Consider the following 20001-nt stretch of genomic DNA (forward strand, 5'->3'; position numbering starts at 1 on the left):
ATGCTCAATAAATTAATACGCTCATCTATTGTGATCACAGCGATCTATATGCTCGCGGGTTGTTCCGATTTAGGTGTCAAACCTTGGGAGCGAGACCTGCTCGCCCAAGATGAAATGAATCTCATCAATGACCCAATTGAAACGAGCCTCAATGACCATGTTTATTTCAGTAAAGAAGCAAGCTCTGGTGGTCAAGGTTTTGCAGGAGGTGGCTGTGGCTGCAACTAAACAACGCTCCCCAAAAGACATAGCAACATTGCTCGCGACTGCAAGCTGTGCTTTAACCGCAGGAATAAGCAGCAACGCTAACGCTGGAGAAAACTGGGATGTTGATTCGGCATTGATGGTATATAGCGAGAGTGATTCTCGCGTTAGCGCAATAGAGCCAGTGCTGGAGTTAAAGCGTAAATATGATAGTGAAACAGCACTGACCACGAAAATCGTGGGTGACACATTGACAGGCGCTTCTCCAAACGGTGCAACGCCAAGCGATTCGACCCAAACCTTTTCAAGCCCATCAGGCAACGGTACTTATGACGTTCCCCCTAATACCACGCCTTTAGATGACACCTTTAGGGATACTCGTGGCGCATTCTCGATTAATTGGAACGCTCCCGCTGGGCGCGATTGGGCTTATAGCATCGGTTCACATCTGTCTGCTGAACATGATTATCAGTCCGTAGGTATCAATGGCTCATTATCTCGTTATCTCAATAATAAGAATACGACCCTGACACTGGGACTAAGCGCATCCAACGACACAATTAATCCAGAAGGCGGAGTTCCGACTGGTTTAAGCACGATTAACAGTGCAAGAGAAAAGAGTGATGATTCAAAGTCTCTGACTGATGCGCTCTTCGGAGTTACTCAAGTCATTAACCGCCGTACGCTGATGCAATTTAATTATGGTGTCAGCCAAAGCAGTGGCTACCAAACCGATCCTTACAAATTTCTATCCGTAATAGACGTAAACACAGGCGGTAATTACCAAATTGCGGGCGAAAACCAATACCTATTTGAAAAACGACCTGACTCTCGGCTAAAGCAAACCGTCTATTGGCAAACAAAATATCAACTCACCAATAACGATATACTAGACCTTAGTTACCGTTACATGTGGGACGATTGGGGAGTCACATCACATACACTAGAGACCAAATATCGGTTTAGATTCGATCATCAATACCTTGAACCACAGCTAAGGCTCTACCAGCAATCTGCTGCGGACTTTTACCAACGCTACCTAACCAGCAACAATTATTTGTCGCAGGATTACGCGAGTGCAGACTACCGCCTTGGAGACATGACAACTTACACACTGGGGTTAAAATATGGCTACCAGTTTGAGAACTCCAGCGAAGCCTATGGCAAGATCGCTCTGTATCACCAAGATAGCACAGGAAATAAAGGGTTCGGTAAACTGACGTCGCAAGACTTGTACCCAAGTATGGATGCGATCATGGTAACGTTAGGCTATCGTTTCTAAGTAATCACAAGAATTAGCAGAGGATAATATGACACCGATAAAACTACATATTGCTGCCTCTGCTAATCCTTCCTGTCACCCTTCCCCACACCTTTATAAATCGGATACGTCCAAAGTTGTATTTCAATGTATGGCCAGCACATGTGAAATTCTAATCGACGCTCCACAGCTGACTCACTCTCAACTTACTGAAGTAAGCACGTTAGGTGTCGCAGAAGCATGGCGAATAGAATACAAATATAGTCGTTATGTGATAGACAATACTTGGGCAAATTTACACAAACAACACGATGCTGAACAATTAATCGACCAAGAAACACAATCCCTCTTGGGCTTTGCATACCAAGCATGGCAATTATCTGATGGATTATTTGATATCACATCTGGAAGACTTCGTGAGATATGGTCGTTGACGAGGACTCGGCTTCCAAAACAACAGGATATTGATGAGTTAATGCCTTACATTGGGTTTTCTAATCTTAAATGGTTACCAGACACGCCTGAGTCGATCCTTATCCCTACAGGGGTAGAACTGGACTTTGGAGGCATTGGTAAAGAATACGCGGTAGACCGTGTCCTCAATATTTTAAGTGAATACCTCGCGACAAAATCACTAAGATACCGACTCCTGGTAAATTTTGGTGGTGATCTGGCCTGCAAACAAAATCAATGCCCACCCACTCCTTGGAACGTGGGCATTGAAAGCTTAAGTCAATCACATCGGTCGGATATCGATCTAGAGCTCACCCAAGGAGCATTGGCTACGTCTGGCGATACGAAGCGATTTATCGAGATAGATGGTAAGCGATTCGGACACATTTTGAACCCGAAAACAGGCTGGCCTATTCGCTCACCCTATCGCAGTGTCAGTGTCGCTGGCGCCACGTGCGTACAAGCAGGAATGCTTGCAACACTTACGCTGTTGCAAGGTAATCAAGCCAAAGAATTTATCAATCAAACGGGGGTACCCTATTGGTTACGAAGTGAACATAAAACCTACACAAACCAGTAAAATATTGCTTTGTCGTTTTCTTGTTTAAGCTTATTATCTCGCTTTCAATTGTTCGACATCCCACCTATGAAAATTGTTTCATTTGACGCACTACGTACTTTACATTTACCTAACGTCATCTATATAAAACCGGATAACATGTACGCTCATCTTGATGAAATTCGAGCTGCAGATAGGGTATTATTTCCAGAGTATTGGCAATTAAATGCTTTAGTTCACGGACTCAAAAAACAAATATTTCCAAGTTTAGCGTCGTATATGATTGGTCACGATAAAGTCGAAATGACACGCACATTTATGACAATCGCACCAATGAACCACCCTTACACAGAAATATCTGCCAATACACCTTACGAAGCAGACCGAATCTGGGAGGTGATGCCCACTCCTTTTGTCGCAAAAATACCGCGGAGTAGCATGGGGAACGGTGTTTTTCTGATCGACAATATAATGCAGTGGCAGGACTATCAATCTAAATCACAAACCTTATACGCTCAAGAATACTTACCGATAGATCGTGACTTACGCATTGTTTGGGTAGGCAATAAAGTGGTTGGGGGATATTGGCGCCTTCAAGCAGAGAAAGGTTTCTATAATAATATTAGCCAAGGTGGACAAGTAGAAGTGGCCCTTATCCCCAAAGAAGCGCTCGACCTAGTCGAGTACGTCGCGACTCATTTAGGAATAGACCACGGGGGCTTCGATGTCGCGATGGTCGGTGCTACGCCCTATTTAATCGAATTCAATCGCATATTTGGTAATCAGGGTGTGAAAGATCTACAGAAAAGTGTTGATGTAGGGATCATGGACTATTTAGCCGCTATCAACGCACAAAATCAGCCAGTCGACATGATTGTTTAGGGAAAAAAATTAATAGAGAGCAGTCAATGCTCTCTATTCGATGAGCTTAGGTCATACTCAACCCACGCATCCCATCCTTGCCACTCGACCTCTATGTAATCTACGTTAGGTGCACTAATTCGGTCAGCCAGTCTCTTAATAAGCGCCTTCATCGTCATCTCCTCTTAAACAGTAAAATCAGTTTAAGGCTTTTATATGACAATTCGAATTTGAACTAAGCTAACGACCCCATTGAAAACATCTATTACAGCCTTGGCAATTCAATGTCTGTAAAAAGTTCGTCGACATCTTGACGAGTAGGAGCCTGCATCGCAGCCTCAACTAACTCCCGAGTTAAATGAGGAGCAAAAGACTGTATGAATTTATACATGTAGCCACGAATAAACGTATTCCCTCGAATGCCGATTTTAGTGGTACTGTCTGCAAACAAATGAGACGCATCAATGGCAACTAAATCATTGTCAGCTGACGCATCGTAGGCCATCGTTGCAACAATCCCAACACCAAGTCCCAAACGAACATAGGTTTTAATCACATCAGAATCCGCCGCGGTGAACACGACATTCGGCTCCAATTCTGCTTGTTGAAATGCCTCATCCAGTTGTGATCGCCCCGTAAAGCCAAATACATACGTCACAATCGGGTGCTCAGCTAATGCTTCAAGTGTTAATGTGTCTACTGTCGCCAGCGGATGATCTTTTGGCACTACGACAGAACGATTCCATGTATAACATGGCAACATAATGAGGTTACCGAACATTTCTAAGGCTTCGGTTGCAATTGCAAAGTCTACCACACCGTCATTAGCCATCTCCGCGATTTGCATGGGTGTACCTTGATGCATGTGCAATGTGACATCAGGGTAACCAGCAATAAAATTGTGGATGACATTGGGTAACGCGTAGCGCGCTTGGGTGTGAGTAGTTGCAATGTCGAGTGAGCCTTTGCGCTCATCACTGAATTCTTTCGCAACCTTTTTAATGCTTTGTGTCTGATTAAGAATTTCACCGGCCAAGGCAATAATCTTCTCTCCGGCGGGTGTAACATGGGTAAGATGCTTGCCACTTCGAGCAAATACTTCGATACCTAACTCATCTTCCAACAAACGAATTTGCTTACTTACACCAGGCTGAGAAGTGTATAAGCTTTGAGCGGTCGCTGAGACGTTCAAATCGTGTCTTGCCACCTCCCAGATGTATCGCAACTGCTGTAGCTTCATAAGCCCACCGTCCTTATTCTAAAAAGAGTTAAAAACATAAAAAAATATTACTTTATAGAATAGTAAAAAAGCCTTAAGGTTGCCACCACTAATCTCTTAAAGATGACTCGTGATGGATTTTATTTGGTACATAGTAGCCGGCCTTGGCGTCGGTTTAGCTGTTGGAATAACCGGCGTTGGTGGTGGCTCCTTAATGACACCTCTGCTTCTTATTTTCGGTTTCCCTCCTCATATAGCCATTGGCACTGACCTGCTATATGCCGGTATTGCCAAAAGTACAGGGGTGTACATGCATGCTAAGCGCGGCAATGTTAATTGGCGGATCATGGGAGCTATGGCGGCTGGCAGCCTTCCTGCCTCATTTTTAACGGTATGGGCCCTGTCACAATTCGAACACCCCGAGCATTATCAGCACTTACTAACTAGTACTCTCGGTCTAATGCTTCTGATGACGGCTTTCGTCATTGTGTTCAGAAAACAAATACATGCTCTAATTAAGCCGCGCAGTGATAGCCAATCAGACGGCACAAAGGCAATTTTTCTATGTGGGATTGTTCTAGGTATTTTTGTCACGCTTACATCTGTCGGTGCGGGCGCACTTGGCACAGCTATGATGATGCTTCTATTCCCTGCAATGCAGGCACGTAATGTTGTCGGGACAGATTTAGCGCACGCCGTACCACTAACCCTTGTTGCAGGCTTAGGTCATGTATTACTTGGAAATGTAGACTACTACTTATTAGCTGGCTTATTAATTGGCTCAATACCGGCAATATATATCGGCACAAAAATCGCTTCGTATGTACCGAACAAAGTTCTGCAGCCAGTTCTTGCCACGGCCTTAGCAAGCTTTGGCGTAAAGTATCTATTCTTTTAACGCATACATAAAGTTTTACACTAGAAACAAACTGCCCCACATTCGTTAACACTCAACTCAAAGGCGCTTTTATTTAGCGTCTTTTTTTATGGTTTGTTGTTATTTTTCAACTTTTCTCATCTCGGCCACTTCATTCTGCTATAAAAACCATGTAGTGTCGTAATCACATGAAAAACAACACAATTAAATTATACAAAAAGTTATATTAGGATTTATTGATATGAGCGATTCCCGTTTGGAGGATTTAAACATTGCCTCCTTCACCCCTTTGGTGACACCTAAAGCACTTAAGGAAGAACTACCTATCACCGATGGCATTCGCGAACAAATCGCACAATCGCGCGACGTCATAAAAAATATTCTGGACGGCAAGGACCATCGACTCGCTATCGTTATTGGCCCTTGTTCAATTCATGACCCTGAAGCTGCCCTAGACTATGCTCGCCGCCTAAAAGCCCTTTCGGAAAAAGTAGATGACTCGCTCTACATTATTATGCGCGCATATTTCGAGAAGCCTCGAACCACAGTTGGCTGGAAAGGTCTTATCAATGATCCGAATTTAGACGGCACATTTGATATTAATAAAGGCATGCGCAAAGCGCGTAAATTGCTCATCGACCTATCAGAGCTTGGGCTTCCGCTTGCAACTGAAGCTCTGGACCCAATTTCACCTCAGTTCTATCAAGACCTAATTAGCTGGTCTGCAATCGGCGCACGTACAACCGAGTCACAAACCCACCGTGAAATGGCATCTGGCTTATCTGGGCCTGTGGGCTTTAAAAATGGCACCGATGGGTCGATGACCGTTGCTGTTAATGCTATGCAGTCTGTATCACACGGGCACTCATTCCTAGGTATTGATGAAACAGGTTTAGTCACTGTTGTGAATACCAAAGGTAATGCGTACGGTCACTTAGTACTGCGTGGGGGCAATGGTCTACCTAACTACAGCGCAGAGCACATCGCAGAAAGTGAAGCGGCTTTGACCAAGGCGAACCTGAAACACAACATCATGGTCGATTGCTCGCATGAGAACTCAGCTAAGAAACCAGAACGCCAGCCAGAAGTAGCGCTTGATGCGACTCGTCAAATCTCCCAAGGTAATAACTCCATTATGGGATTGATGATCGAAAGTAATATTGGCTGGGGCAACCAAAAAGTCCCTGCAAACCTTACTGACCTTGAGTATGGCGTATCCATTACCGATGCATGCATAGACTGGCAAACCACTGAAAAAACGTTACTTGAAATGGCTGAGACGCTACGTGACGTTCTACCAAATCGCCAACGTGGATAATAGCGTCAGCTAAAGACATTAAAAAAGGAGCCGATTGGCTCCTTTTTTCGCTCTCAAATGTATTACATAAACGCGTTATCAGTCACTGTGTGGTCTGTTTCGTCTTTGACCGCCGTCAAACCAGGGATTTTTTCAATCAATGTTTTCTCAACCCCCTCTTTCAGAGTCAGATCCACAGCACTGCAACCTTGACAGCCACCACCAAACTGAAGCACGGCAATTTGGCCGTCGATCACTTCAACCAATTTCACTTCACCGCCGTGGGCTGCGAGACCAGGATTGATATCGGAATACAAAACATAGTTTATTTGGTCTTCAATCGGGCTGTCTGCACTAACCTTTGGCATTTTTGCATTGGGTGCTTTAATCGTTAGTTGACCACCCATCTTTTCAGTCGCGTAGTCGACAAAGGCCTCATCTAAAAAAGGCACTGAATTCTTTTCAATATAGACTCGAAGCTTTGGCAACTCCAATGTTTCATCTGTGTCGTCTTTCTCTTCAGGACGACTGTACGCGAGGCAAGTTTCTGCATATGGTGTTCCTGGCTGTTGAATAAACATACGCACTGCCATGCCTTCAACACCTTGTTTTTCAAGTAGCCCTGATAGGTACTCTTGAGCACTATCTGTAATCGTAATGTTCATACTCACCCTTAATTAAAACGTGTGAACTAAAGTATGAGCTAATGTTACCTTAGTCACCCCTCAAAACGAAAGACCAAGTAAAGAAGTAAGGTATTTTTTCGCATTTCGTGGTCCAACTATAAAGCCTTAGGTCTAATATTTTTAAAGATATAGATAAATATTCATTTTAGGAATAAAGGAATTTTGGTAAATTTAGGCCACCTAGAATTTATACAACAATGGTTCAGTCTTTTATGTATCAATATGACGCAATTGATCAACAGTTAGTGGAAGAACGTGTTGCGCAATTTCGCGACCAAACACGCCGCTATCTGAACAATGAGCTTAAAGAAGAAGAGTTCCTTCCTTTACGCTTACAGAACGGCCTATATGTTCAGCGCTATGCTCCTATGCTGCGTATTGCAATCCCTTACGGTATGGTTTCCAGCAAGCAGCTTAAAGTACTTGCTGACATCACTCGCCGCTACGACCGCGGTTACGGACATTTCAGCACGCGCCAAAATTTACAGTTAAACTGGCCCAAACTCGAAGATGTCCCGGATATCTTAGAGGAGCTTGCAAAAGTTGAAATGCATGCCGTTCAAACCAGTGGAAACTGTATCCGCAACACAACAACAGATCAGTATTCCGGCGTCATCGCTGACGAAGTTGCAGATCCTCGCCCTTACTGTGAACTGATTCGCCAGTGGTCTACTTTCCATCCCGAGTTTGCATTCTTGCCCCGTAAATTCAAAATTGCCGTATGTGCAACCGATTCTGCAGACCGTGCAGCAACTCAAGTTCACGACATCGGTCTTCACTTGAAGAAAAACGATGCCGGAGAGATAGGATTTAAAGTCATCGTTGGTGGCGGCTTAGGCCGTACCCCTATGATCGGCGAAACGATTAGTGAATTTACACCTCGTGAAGATTTACTGACCTACTTGGATGCCATCATTCGCGTGTACAATCAACACGGACGCCGAGATAACAAATACAAAGCTCGTATTAAAATCTTGGTGAAAGCACTGGGGATCGAAGAGTTCCGCAAGCGTGTGGATGCCGAGTGGGCTCACTTACGTGGCTCAGAAAGCACGGTACCAATGAGCGAGTTTGATCGCCTAGCAAGTTTCTTCACAGAGCCTACATACGAATCTCTTGAAGAACAACCTGAAGTACTCACAAACAAGCTCGCCGAAAGTAATGGTTTTGCTCGCTGGTACGAACGCAATACGTTCGACCATAAAAAACCAGGTTACCGCATTGTAACCTTGTCTCTTAAAAAGCCAGGACAAGCTCCTGGGGATGCGACAGCAGACCAAATGGAAAGAGCCGCTGACCTTGCTGACCAATTCAGCTACGGTGAGCTACGTGTGAGTCATGAACAAAATCTTGTACTGGCAGATGTACGTCAGGACAAGTTAATTGAGCTTTGGGAAGCAGCAAAAGAGAATGGCTTTGCAACGCCTACCCTTGGGCTCTTAACTGATATGATCTGCTGCCCTGGTGGGGACTACTGTGCACTTGCCAATGCGAAGTCCATACCGATTGCAGATCAAATCCAAGACACATTCGACAATCTTGATTATTTATACGATATCGGCGAAGTCGACTTAAACATCTCTGGCTGTATGAATGCCTGTGGTCACCACCACGTAGGTAACATTGGCATACTGGGTGTCGACAAGAAAGGTGCAGAGTTTTACCAAGTTTCGTTAGGCGGTGCATCAGGCCATGATGCTTCAATTGGTAAGATTCTTGGCCCATCATTCGCACAAGAACAAGTCGGCGATGTCATTAAAAAAGTCATTGATGTCTATGTCGATACACGTACCGAGGAAGAACGTTTCATCGATACATTCCGTCGTATCGGCATCAAACCATTCAAAGAGGCTGTATATGCCAAAGCTAATTAAAAACGGCGAAATCGTCGATAACACTTATGTATGGCAGCAAGATGCTGAAAGTGCGATAACAGAAAACGCCATCGTTCCCATGCAAAAATGGCTAGATAATCGAGACAATATCGGTACTGTGGCAGGTATTTGGATTGATGCTGGCGAGGGCATAGAGCCGCTTGAAGGGGTTGATCTGAGCCAGTTTAAAGTGATCGGGGTACACTTCCCAAGCTTCATGGATGGTCGTGGTTTCAGCTATGCTCGCCTACTACGTGAGCGCCTACATTACAAAGGCGAAATTCGTGCGTTAGGTAACTTCATGGCGGACCAACAAGGCTACTTGATCCGTTGCGGCGTCGACAGTTTCCAGTTTGCCGAAGATGTCAATCTAGATATTGCGCTTACTTTAAACAAACCGTTTAGTGTTGCGTACCAAGGCGATGTATCCGATCCACGTCCCGTGTTCTTGCGTCGCACCTAACACCGACTAATTACTTAAGCCAAAAGCCGAGTTTGTTACGACTCGGCTTTTTTATTTGCTCTTGAATAAAGTGCTAAAGTTTAATTCATAGGACTCAGACAGTCCGCAAACAACAGACCTAAAAGTCTCACCTCAGTCACCTTTCATATATTCACTATTGACGACATGATAAATAGGATACAAGACATCTGCACCCAATATTTTCGAGCGCTCTGGTGACCACCCCATCAACTCATCAGGTAAATTTTGGTTATCTTTGAAAGGCATCTCTAGCGTTAAAGAAAGGCACCTATAGGTATTCCCTACCCACTTTGAGCCGACGGTTAAATTAGCCTCACCATATCGAGCAGGCTCATAGCCAATTTCGGTTTGAAAATCTGGGCTAACAGCTTCAAACATGTCCTTAAACAAAGCTTCCATGGAGGCCATCCGATCATCATAGTTTGGCACCCCAACACAACCGTCAACAAAATTCACTGGCAGCGCTTCATCGCCATGAATATCTAAAAACATATCGACGCCCGTTTCAGCCATTTTTTTCTGTACCGCCAACACTTCTGGGCTATTTGCCTCGCTAGATCGTTTCCATTCCCGATTTAAATTCACCCCTTTAGAATTGACGCGTAGGTTACCATGTACCGCTCCATCTGGGTTCATATTTGGCACAATGTAAAAACGGCATTGTTGCATCAATGCTCGAGCGATAGGATGTGACTCATCAAATAATCGCTCCAGCAATCCTTCCATAAACCATTCAGCCATCGTTTCACCGGGATGCTGTCGTGCGATGATCCAAATGTTTTTTGCTAAGCCTTGCGTCTTACTTACTTCTAACATCGTGATATCACGACCTTCAGCCGTTTCCCCGATATGATGTGTAATGCAATCCTCATAGCTTGCTGCCCAGGCAATCATATCCAAATGCCGCTCATAGCTATAAGGAGCAAAGTAAGCATAATAAATGCTATCTTGGTCGGGGACGTGGGTAATGATTAATTGACCATCGACATACTCTGTTGGCACACGAAACCAGTGTTCACGATCATAAGATGCGACGGCTTGATAATCTTCCCAGCCTTCTGGGTAAGCCGCTGCGTCAGCATTCTCGAAATGTATGACGCACTGCTCCCCCATCCCACCTTGTAGTCTGAAATAGAACCATTGATAAAAATCAGAGTTTGTATCTTTGGGTATATTTACTCTAATATTGTCCGGTTCTGAGGCATCAATAACATCTATGTTACCGCCATCAAAGAAACTGCTGATTTTGAGTCGGCTGGTCATTCACTCATCCTTAACGCTAGGCTGTTAATTTTTAATTATGGCAAGTTTACCGATATTCATTAGCGCTGTCGCTAACTCTACAGACGAACCACATTTCCCACTATTATTTACGTGGTCTACTCATGATGGTCAAATCAAAGAGGTACTCATCACTCCGGACGATGAATGGCTCCACGATCATTCGATAGAACCAAACTTACAAAACTTAGATGAGCAGCAACTTTACGAATTTGGCTATGAGGCACAAGACATTTTAGCGGAATGGGCGACTGAGCTAGATACAGATACCATGTATGCCATTGACCCTGAGACCGTAGAAATACTGATTGAAAATCTATACGACACAAAAGGGCTTGATCCAGCGTTTGAAGTGCTTCCTATCGAACACTGGTTTGACGAGCGAGACGTCGATTTGCATGCTGCTAGACAAGAAAATGGAGATGAAACTCCACTTTCGTTACTCAGCCCAGATGAGCAAATCATGAGCTTGCTCCAAGTCGCTGCAAACCATGACTTGCTTGATCTATCAGAGTTAGCACAAGACGAGCCGCTTTGACGACCTAAACAAAAAGAGGGAGCACCTGCTCCCTCTTTGAATAACACTATGTTGTTAAGCTCTGCTGACTAGCAGACTTATTTTAACGATAGTCCAATCGGCAAACTTTCGCCAACTAATCGCGACATTTGTGCATCAGTAAACTCATTTTCACCTTCCAAGCGCATCATCCAAGGCTGTGGACATTTGCTTTTTTTCAGTTTGTCGCTAACTTTTTTACGCATTTCCACTAAGTTCGATGACTCTTCACTCGTAGGTTGTGCCAGAAGCACGGCTGCAAGGCCAGCTTGCTTCCGCTTCTTCCAATCTTCTTTTAAACACGATTCAAGTAGCTTAATGACCGTCTTTTCATCAACTCTCTCAGCGTCAGTGGCCAACAATAGACGCCTAGAACCAATGCGACCAATTGACCACCAAGCCGTATCCGGTTCCGACGATTTGCTCAATCTTTTCAACAGCCACTCTATAGACTCATGCTTGTGCTCAATCGAAAGTTTTTCTAACGCACCGACCATGCGAATCAGATCATCACTTGACTTGGTTGCGATCGACTTTTGCTTTTCTCTAGAGCGCTGACCTGCCGGCGAATAATACTGCGAAAATTGTTTAAACAAAGTCGTTTGCATTGAAGGAGTCATGCCGCCCGCAATACGTCGATACAAAGTCCAGTGTTGCCCCCATACCGGAGCTTGATCATGTTTCGGCCCTTGTTTCGTTGCGTTGACAGCTTGCTCAACCCTAGCGTCATCCCCTATTGCGCCGAAGCCAGGGCGAAGACAATGCCCTATAAGTTGTAGCCACTGTCGCTCATGCTGTGCAGACTTTACTCGCCCCGCTTTGACAGCAAGCAACTTATCAACGAGTCGCCGCGATGTCCCAAGATTCCATTCCTCTCGGTCCCCTAAGATACGCTCCAAATCTTGTTTTAAGGATTTTATCAGGTCAGGCTGAGCCTTTTGCCCAGCCGCTGAAAAGCATTTCACTAAATGCTCCTCAGCTTGGCCAGTATTTGCATGAAGATGCTCGCTATCATCTGGCTCACCCGCACCTTTTTGAACATCTGACGAACCAAACTGCAAAACCCAATGATCCTTGGTTGCGCGAGATATTAGTTCAACCCTTAGTACACCGACTTCGGTCATGGTTGCGGACAACATTACTTCAACCATCTCGCCATCTGAACGACCATCTAACTCTTTAACTAAATTGGATACAAATACTAGGCCATTATCATCTGTGTAAAGTGAGCCTGTCGTCACATCCAAATGATCGTCTGAACGGAATAAAGGAAACTGTACCAGCTCGCCCATTTTCACGTTGAAAACCTCATCCAACTGTACCCTTTCTTCTTTAGGCGTACCTTTAGGGACTAAGCCAACGAACTGCCCATCAGACAATTTTAACAACAGTCCGTGGGGAACTCCGCTCTCGATTCGAGCCGTTTCACCTGCCAGAGAGCGCAGGTAGTGAGCCGCACCTTTAGCAACGGCATCATTGGGCTCAGGAGCGTCACAAACGATAATTGGTTTAGTCGCCCAATCGTTCAACTGATTAAGGACTCGCTGTTTTAGGCGTTCACTATTAAATAGCCCCCCATTAAACAACACTACATCAGGAACCTGTGAGCCAGTCACCGACTCAATATCGGCTCGATGATTTGCAAGAAACTCCGCTAAATGACGGCTGAAGGCTGCGTCATGCTCATAAGGCAAGCCCAATGTATGCACCGCGTAATCTGAACGAGTCGTGCGCGTCCCTAGTGGAACGTGAGGCAGAAAGCCATCATCGATTTGTTTAAGCAGATCATCTCGATTCACCGTAAATTTCTGGGAGCCTCCAATCAGTCGACTCCCCCCGCCCAACACTGTCAAGGTTACGGAGTCTGGTGCGCTTTGACCCAGTAAGGTTTCTTTTGCTGTCCGTGTCTGCTGTACCAATGCGGCCAGACGCGACGCAGATAACGCTGAGATCTGACGGGGGTCAAGCTGATACGCTAACGCTTGATCCAAGTTGTCACCGCCCAATAATAAGTGGTCGCCGACTGCTACGCGTTTTAGTGAGACTTTTCCAGACGACGTGTTATCAATCCTAACTAAACTAAAATCCGTCGTACCTCCACCAATATCAACCACAAGCAACATCTTTCCTTGGGTAAGAACATCCAAATTCGCTTGATTGCGGATGTAGTGATAGCACGCAGCTTGAGGTTCTTCGAGTAGGTAAAGCTCGCCAAAACCAGCCATTTTCGCGGCTTCAAGCGTCAATGAGCGAGCCTGTTCATCAAACGAAGCTGGTAACGTTAGAGCGACCTCTTGAGCGACTAGAGGCGCGCTAGGGAATGCATCATCCCAAGCTTTTAAAATGTGGCGCAACAAGAGCATACTCGCGTGCAAAGGACTTATCTTACGAGCCCCCTCTTCACTACCCCATGGCAATATCGCGGCGCGACGATCAACCTGATGATGACTCAACCAGCTCTTTGCGCTTTGTACCAACTGACCAGAACGACGCTGCCCTAAGTCAAGTGCGCCGACCCCAACAATTACATCGGCATCATGCCCACGCCAAGGTAATACGGGCTCGATCTTGCCAATTTCATCTTTTGCAAGTAGGTACACCGCACTCGGTAATTGAGAAAAACTTCTGACCGAACCATCCGCCAAATATTGCGGAATCTGTAATAATTTGGGCTCTGTATCCCCTACCTCTAGATAGGACACAACACAATTGGTAGTGCCCAAGTCGATACCGATTCTATAGCGAGCACTCGCCATCATGACTCCCTAACTTGAAACTCAATGGTCCAAACAAGGTCAGAATTTACATCGTGGGCTTGCAGCAATAGCAAACCAAGCTCAGTCACGCGAGAGGACAAATAGACCCTGACCATCTCCCCTTCTTTGTAGTGACCAGCATCTAGTGAAATCGACAAAGGACTTAGCTCTTTCAACGCAGCAACGGAAAAGGAAGGGACCGTTTTACCAAGACCTTCGACATCAGCATTTTGCGACTGAAAGAATCGAAAAGTAACCGTTTCACCAACGACTAAAGAAAATTCGTTGGGTAGCATTTGCTCCTCAGCCCCCTCCTCAAGTCCGAAAGGCGCAACACATAATGCATCAACAGGAGGGGCCATACCAGGTATAGCGGGCATAGGACTTGCGACACCAATGTAATAATTGGCTGCTAAACCACTCTTAACTTTTACACCACCCTCACACTGAACTTTTTCATAGAAGGCAGCCCCTTTGGCCACCGCATGATCCAGATGTGACGGTGTTAACATTTGGAGCTCGGTGTGCTCTCCCAACATATTCTGTAGACGCTTTTCGATCAGCGCTCGAATCGGGGATGCATTAAACACACCACCGTTTAATAAAACCTTGTTTGGAATGACTTCAATTGTCGACAAAAAAGCTGAAATATGACGCGTAATCGCAGGGTCTGATTCAAAATCAAGGTTTATCGCAGCGAAACCAGAACGCTGGACCGACTGCGCTCGCTCTCCTAACTCAACCTCAGGAAAAAAACCGTCCAACAGCAATGTCTGTACATCGGTTTGGGTCAGTGTTGCTTTAATACTGTTATTAAATAAACTACGACCACGACTAGGAACAACCACGGTTGCATCGTGAATGTCTGAATTCGCTAATAAACGTTCTTTGGCTTCGCGACACCCTTGCGTCAACCCCGAAATCTGCCAAGGCTCCAACTGCGTTCCTTGTTGCGCCAATTGACCCGCTAAATGGTACGTTAATGCCATATCCATATTGTCACCGCCCAATAAGATATGACGACCTACAGCAACCCGCTCTAGACCTAAGCTACCATCTTTCTCCACCGCTTGGATAAGCGACAAGTCAGTCGTACCACCTCCGACGTCAACTACCAGCACATGGTCATCTACACTAAGAGATTTTGTCCAATCTTGCTCTTCAGACAGCCAAGCATAAAAGGCAGCAAGCGGCTCTTCAATCAGCCTAGCACTTATTCCTGCCTGTTGTGCGGCGTGCTCTGTAATCGCGCGAGCAGCTGGGTCAAAGGAAGCAGGGACGGTAATCACAACGTCCTGATCTGACAGTAACGCCATTGGGAACTGGTTATTCCATGCGCGCACGAGATGCTCAATTAGCCATCGGGTCACCTGTGCGGGCGACACTTTCTCGACTTCCTCTAGCGCGTCAACTGGCAATACCTGTTCATCAGCGCCTACTCGAGAATGACACAACCAACTCTTAGCACTTTGAACCATCCGGCCTTGAGATTTCGCTCCAAGCTCCCGAGCTAAGCTACCAATAATCACATCAACCTTTCCCCAAGGTAGTTGACGATCACTTTCCAAAAACTCAGTCGAGTGCGGAAAGTAGGCAAAGGAAGGTAATAATGGTTTCTCTTCGATTCGACCAGGCCCGGTCAGCTGAGGGATCTGTAATTGCTTAAGGTTTTCGCCCTCACCTTTTTTTGCATAAAACAAAGCCGAATGCGTGGTACCTAAATCAATACCTATAAAATATTCGCTCATCTATACCTCTACCTCAGCAGGAGCCAAAATATGTAATGAGTCAGTATTAGTAACCTTCGGAAGGTTCGTAGCAGTTACTTTCCAACCTGGATGAATCAGTGTTCCAGCATAAGGGCCATCTCCCTGTACACGTCCTTCGAGCTTAATCGATTTCGCGTCGTAATCAGTAGGGACCTCAATACGGCTATTTTCGGGTGAGTCGTTCACCACATCAATTGAAAAGTACTGTGCAATGACTTTTGAGCAACCATTATGAATTTGACGTGCGGCCGCCCCTACATCAGCATCCGAATAGGAATCGATGCCTTCTTTAATAAAATCAACAAATCGCGCTTCCTGCTGCAACAACTGTAGCAACTGTAGGGCACCGTCTTCGTTGACTGAGTCTAACGCTGGCGCTTGCACCTCCACTTCCTTGACGACTTCAACCGTTTTTGTGATGACTTCGGGCTCAACTTCATCAGCTAATTTTTTCCCCGAACCAATCGCGACACATCGCGCGGCATAATCGCCGCTCCCAAGGAATTTAAAAAACTGTCCAAATGCGCCAAAAAAACGCGGCAAGAAACCAATCGGTTTTAGTGTATTTGACATATCATCACCCATTTTGCATCTCTTCTAACTCAACCCAGCGCTCCATCGCGTTCTCTAATGATTCCTCTGTCGCCGCTAGTTCCGCTAGCGTTTTCTGCACAGTGTCTTGGTCTCCTGCGTAAAAGTCCGCTGCAGAAGTTATCGCATTGAGAGTTTCCAGTTTATTTTCAAGCTCAGCTATGTGCTCTGGCATAAGTTCTAGCTCGCGCTGCAACTTGTAACTCAATTTAGCTTTAGGCTTTGCAGGCTCTGGTTTCGTTGACGCGACGGGAGCTGTTTTTTTCTCAACTTTCACTGGTTTTTCAACTTCTTGGGTCGATTCAGTTGGGAACTGCCCGCCCTGACGAATCCAATCTTCATAACCACCGACATACTCTCGTACGACGCCATCGCCTTCAAACGCAATAGAGCTGGTAACAACGTTATCTAAAAATGCTCGGTCGTGACTCACAAGCAACAAGGTGCCATCGTAGTTCATCAACAGTTCTTCAAGCAGTTCCAGTGTTTCTACATCCAGATCATTGGTGGGCTCATCGAGAACCAACAAGTTAGCAGGCTTCGTAAACAACTTAGCTAGCAGCACGCGGTTTCTTTCGCCGCCAGAGAGGGCTTTAACTGGTGTTCTAGCGCGCTCTGGTGGAAACAAAAAGTCCTGTAAATAGCCTATAATATGTCGGCTTTGGCCATTCACTTCTATGGTATCTTTACCTTCGCCAACGTTATGCGCGACCGTCTCTTCGGGGTCCAGTTGATCGCGTAATTGATCAAAGTAAGCAATGTCTAATTTAGTACCTTGACGTACCGTCCCTTCATTAGGAGACAACTGCCCCAACAGAATTTTCAAAAACGTACTCTTGCCACAGCCGTTAGGACCAATTAATCCAATGCGGTCCCCTCGACTAACGATTAAATCCATCGGTTTCAAAATCAATTTGTTACCAAAGGAATGAGCAACCTGAGTAAACTCTGCAACCAACTTACCGGATTTTTCCTTGGCTTCTAGCGCCATTTTGGCGGTGCCTTGGCGGTTAATTCGTTCTTTACGCTCTTCCCGTAATGCTTTTAATGCGCGAACACGACCTTCGTTACGAGTTCGACGCGCCTTGATGCCCTGACGAATCCATGCTTCTTCTTCAGCAAGGCGTTTGTCAAATAGCGCGTTGGCTCTCTCCTCTTCTTCAAGGAGTTTTTCTTTGTATTCCAAAAACTCAGTAATGGTGCCCTTAAACGACAGCAAGTTTCCTCGATCAAGCTCAACAATCCGATTAGCCAGATTTTCCAGAAATCGTCGATCGTGGGTAATAAATAAAATCAAACCACGAAATTGCTTAAGCTGACTTTCCATCCATTCGATTGTCGGGACATCCAAATGGTTAGTCGGCTCATCCAGTAGCAGCACATCAGGGTTTGTAAGCAATGCTTGCGCTAGAATAACGCGCCGACGCCAACCACCAGATAGTTCAGACATCAACTTTTCAGCGGGCAAAGCTAAGCGCTGAATCATATGATTGACTCGTTGTTCTAAATCCCAACCGCCACGTTTGTCCAGCTCATGTTGAATATCTGCCATTTCTTCAGCGTTGGCATCAGAGAAATCTTCTAATAATGCATTATAGCGCTGCATCATCTCGTGGATTTCTCCCGCGCCCTCGCTCACCACTTCGCGAACTGTCTTGTTGTTGGCGGCAGGAAGTTCTTGGGGTAGTTGCGCAACTTTCATTCCCCCTTCCACACGAATCACGCCTTCATCAGGAATCAGCTCACCTGCAACAATCTTTAAGAATGTTGACTTTCCAGCACCGTTACGACCGATAATCGCAACGCGTTCGCCAGCTTCCGCTGAGAAGCTAACTTTCGTTAACAATGGATTGTGACCAAACGCCACACTTACCTGATCGAGTGTTAGTAGACTCATAATATTCCGTAAAAACAGGGTCAATTTAAGCGCGCAATGTTATCACTGATAGCGCTGTAGTTTTAACTATTGCTGCGCGATTGAGGTGTTTTTCCCTAAAAATGGTGCATTCCATAAATGCGAACCTGACATTTCACTCCAAAAGTCCGCTTCTAGGCGTAATAGCACGTTCTGCTATCACTAAATTTCAAAGAATGTATAGAATGTCATATCAATAAGAATATACTGTTCATGATTACGACAGGATTATACCTTTGGCGACGGAGAACACGATGGGGTTGAAAAGCAAGATTGGACCGATAACGGCACTCGCTATCACAAGCGCAACGATTATATGGATGTATGCTGGCGGCAACGGAATCACGACCGCCCAAGCGGATAGCAACACCCCAGTTAACGAGTCAGTCCTTGAGCATTCTGAAAAGCAAAAAAAGCAATCAGTCCAAGCAAAAACACTAACTGCTCAGTATATAACCAATTCGATCAAGCTAAGCGGTCAAACTCAAGCTCAAACGGTACTTGACTTAACAAATCAGGTCGCAGGAGAAATTAATAGTATCTCGGTGACCAAGGGAGAGTTTGTTCGTAAAGGAGAAACCATTCTAGCCATTGATCGCAGAACACTGGAGGCCAAGAGTATTCAGGCGCGCTCGTTGATCAAGCAACGCAGTCTCGAGCTTGATGGTATCAAGCGCCTTAGCAATGATCGACTCACGTCACAAGTCAGTGTCGCGGAAGCGGATGCCGCATTAAGTAGTGCACGTGCGACTTTAAAAGAACTCGAAGTAAGCTTAGAAAAAACAGTGGTTAAAGCCCCTTTCTCAGGAGTGCTTAACGCTTTTTCGGTGAAACCCGGGCAAGTCCTTAGTGCGGGTGCCAATGTAGGCACCCTTGTCCAAGTAGACCCTCTCAAAGTCGTGGTTAATGTTCCTCAAAACTACTTAGGTAAAGTAACCATCGGCACCTTAGCTAATGTAACACTGGATAACGGGCTCAATGTAGAAAGCCAAGTGACATTTGTGAGCGCGGTGGCTGACTCCGCAACTCGTACCATTCCGGTTGAAATCAGCGTCCCCAATGAAAGCCATGATATCCCAGCGGGCATCAGTGCTCAGGTCACGTTTGAATTAGACGAGATTAAAGCGCATGCACTGTCCCCTAGCCTGCTAGCCGTCGACGCACAAGGCAATATGTCTATTAAGACACTTAGTGTAGACAATCAAGTCGTAGAAAACCGTGTCAATATCATTCGGTCCGACAGAGATAAAGTCTGGGTGACTGGGTTGCCAACAAACGTCAATATCATATCCGTAGGACAAGGTTTTGTTTCTGCGGGGGATGTTGTTGAAGCCCACTACCAACACTAAGGAGGGTCC

18 protein-coding genes are annotated in these 20001 nt (G+C 45.5%); 10 read left to right on the forward strand and 8 right to left on the reverse strand.

Annotated elements, in window-relative coordinates:
• The 4 genes from DN730_RS03455 (at nucleotide 1) to DN730_RS03470 (ending at nucleotide 3359) form a co-directional block, all read left to right on the forward strand.
• Nucleotides 1-228, forward strand: coding sequence for a DUF4266 domain-containing protein (locus DN730_RS03455; protein ID WP_115466693.1), 228 nt, complete (start codon nucleotides 1-3; stop codon nucleotides 226-228).
• A complete protein-coding gene (locus tag DN730_RS03460) occupies nucleotides 215-1486 on the forward strand; it encodes a DUF3570 domain-containing protein (RefSeq protein WP_245957879.1) in 1272 nt (423 codons plus the stop codon). Before DN730_RS03455 ends, DN730_RS03460 begins: the two co-directional genes overlap by 14 nt.
• Before the next feature lie 28 nt (nucleotides 1487-1514).
• The gene (locus DN730_RS03465) at nucleotides 1515-2498 is read left to right on the forward strand and encodes an FAD:protein FMN transferase (RefSeq protein WP_115466695.1); all 984 of its coding nucleotides are present in this window, start codon (nucleotides 1515-1517) and stop codon (nucleotides 2496-2498) included.
• A 66-nt stretch (nucleotides 2499-2564) separates the two neighbouring features.
• Nucleotides 2565-3359 carry an ATP-grasp domain-containing protein gene (locus DN730_RS03470; RefSeq protein WP_115466696.1) on the forward strand — a complete coding sequence of 265 codons (795 nt, stop codon included), beginning with the start codon at nucleotides 2565-2567 and terminating at the stop codon, nucleotides 3357-3359.
• A gap of 23 nt (nucleotides 3360-3382) precedes the next feature.
• Here the strand turns inward: DN730_RS03470 and DN730_RS19320 are convergent, their stop codons facing one another.
• Together DN730_RS19320 and cysB are read right to left on the reverse strand one after the other, a co-directional pair.
• A complete protein-coding gene (locus tag DN730_RS19320) occupies nucleotides 3383-3511 on the reverse strand; it encodes a hypothetical protein (protein WP_281270483.1) in 129 nt (42 codons plus the stop codon).
• Between the two features lie 92 nt (nucleotides 3512-3603).
• Nucleotides 3604-4578 (reverse strand): HTH-type transcriptional regulator CysB, encoded by a 975-nt coding sequence (gene cysB / locus DN730_RS03475; RefSeq protein WP_115466697.1) that lies wholly within the window; start codon nucleotides 4576-4578, stop codon nucleotides 3604-3606.
• A 112-nt stretch (nucleotides 4579-4690) separates the two neighbouring features.
• On the opposite strand from cysB, the gene DN730_RS03480 reads away from it, so the two are divergent.
• On the forward strand, nucleotides 4691-5455 hold the full coding sequence (locus tag DN730_RS03480; RefSeq protein WP_115466698.1) for a sulfite exporter TauE/SafE family protein: 765 nt from the start codon (nucleotides 4691-4693) through the stop codon (nucleotides 5453-5455).
• A gap of 220 nt (nucleotides 5456-5675) precedes the next feature.
• Nucleotides 5676-6752, forward strand: coding sequence for a 3-deoxy-7-phosphoheptulonate synthase (locus DN730_RS03485; protein ID WP_115466699.1), 1077 nt, complete (start codon nucleotides 5676-5678; stop codon nucleotides 6750-6752).
• Between the two features lie 62 nt (nucleotides 6753-6814).
• Here DN730_RS03485 and nfuA read toward each other — a convergent pair whose 3' ends face one another.
• Nucleotides 6815-7396: a Fe-S biogenesis protein NfuA gene (nfuA, locus tag DN730_RS03490; protein ID WP_115466700.1), complete on the reverse strand. Its 582-nt coding sequence runs from the start codon at nucleotides 7394-7396 to the stop codon at nucleotides 6815-6817.
• Between the two features lie 233 nt (nucleotides 7397-7629).
• On the opposite strand from nfuA, the gene DN730_RS03495 reads away from it, so the two are divergent.
• Together DN730_RS03495 and DN730_RS03500 are read left to right on the forward strand one after the other, a co-directional pair.
• Nucleotides 7630-9291 (forward strand): nitrite/sulfite reductase, encoded by a 1662-nt coding sequence (locus tag DN730_RS03495; protein ID WP_115466701.1) that lies wholly within the window; start codon nucleotides 7630-7632, stop codon nucleotides 9289-9291.
• The gene (locus DN730_RS03500) at nucleotides 9275-9754 is read left to right on the forward strand and encodes a DUF934 domain-containing protein (RefSeq protein WP_115466702.1); all 480 of its coding nucleotides are present in this window, start codon (nucleotides 9275-9277) and stop codon (nucleotides 9752-9754) included. Before DN730_RS03495 ends, DN730_RS03500 begins: the two co-directional genes overlap by 17 nt.
• A 132-nt stretch (nucleotides 9755-9886) precedes the next feature.
• On the opposite strand, the gene DN730_RS03505 is transcribed toward DN730_RS03500, so the two are convergent.
• Nucleotides 9887-11038, reverse strand: a complete 1152-nt coding sequence (locus DN730_RS03505; protein WP_115466703.1) for a M14 family metallopeptidase — start codon at nucleotides 11036-11038, stop codon at nucleotides 9887-9889.
• 37 nt (nucleotides 11039-11075) lie between these two features.
• Here DN730_RS03505 and DN730_RS03510 point away from each other — a divergent pair, with 37 nt between their 5' ends.
• A complete protein-coding gene (locus DN730_RS03510) occupies nucleotides 11076-11594 on the forward strand; it encodes a hypothetical protein (RefSeq protein WP_115466704.1) in 519 nt (172 codons plus the stop codon).
• A gap of 77 nt (nucleotides 11595-11671) precedes the next feature.
• Here DN730_RS03510 and DN730_RS03515 read toward each other — a convergent pair whose 3' ends face one another.
• The 4 genes from DN730_RS03515 to DN730_RS03530 are packed head-to-tail and all read right to left on the reverse strand — an operon-like array spanning nucleotide 11672 to nucleotide 18625.
• Nucleotides 11672-14368: a hsp70 family protein gene (locus DN730_RS03515; RefSeq protein ID WP_115466705.1), complete on the reverse strand. Its 2697-nt coding sequence runs from the start codon at nucleotides 14366-14368 to the stop codon at nucleotides 11672-11674.
• Nucleotides 14368-16116, reverse strand: a complete 1749-nt coding sequence (locus DN730_RS03520; RefSeq protein WP_115466706.1) for an Hsp70 family protein — start codon at nucleotides 16114-16116, stop codon at nucleotides 14368-14370. Before DN730_RS03520 ends, DN730_RS03515 begins: the two co-directional genes overlap by 1 nt.
• A complete protein-coding gene (locus DN730_RS03525) occupies nucleotides 16117-16710 on the reverse strand; it encodes a DUF2760 domain-containing protein (protein WP_115466819.1) in 594 nt (197 codons plus the stop codon).
• Nucleotides 16711-16714: 4 nt separating this feature from the next.
• On the reverse strand, nucleotides 16715-18625 hold the full coding sequence (locus DN730_RS03530; RefSeq protein ID WP_115466707.1) for an ATP-binding cassette domain-containing protein: 1911 nt from the start codon (nucleotides 18623-18625) through the stop codon (nucleotides 16715-16717).
• 272 nt (nucleotides 18626-18897) lie between these two features.
• Between DN730_RS03530 and DN730_RS03535 the strand changes: the two genes are divergently transcribed.
• On the forward strand, nucleotides 18898-19992 hold the full coding sequence (locus tag DN730_RS03535; protein ID WP_115466708.1) for an efflux RND transporter periplasmic adaptor subunit: 1095 nt from the start codon (nucleotides 18898-18900) through the stop codon (nucleotides 19990-19992).
• Nucleotides 19993-20001: the final 9 nt, after the last annotated feature.

Origin of the sequence: Marinomonas piezotolerans (genome assembly GCF_003362755.1) — a bacterium.
Classification (GTDB): Bacteria; Pseudomonadota; Gammaproteobacteria; order Pseudomonadales; family Marinomonadaceae; genus Marinomonas; species Marinomonas piezotolerans.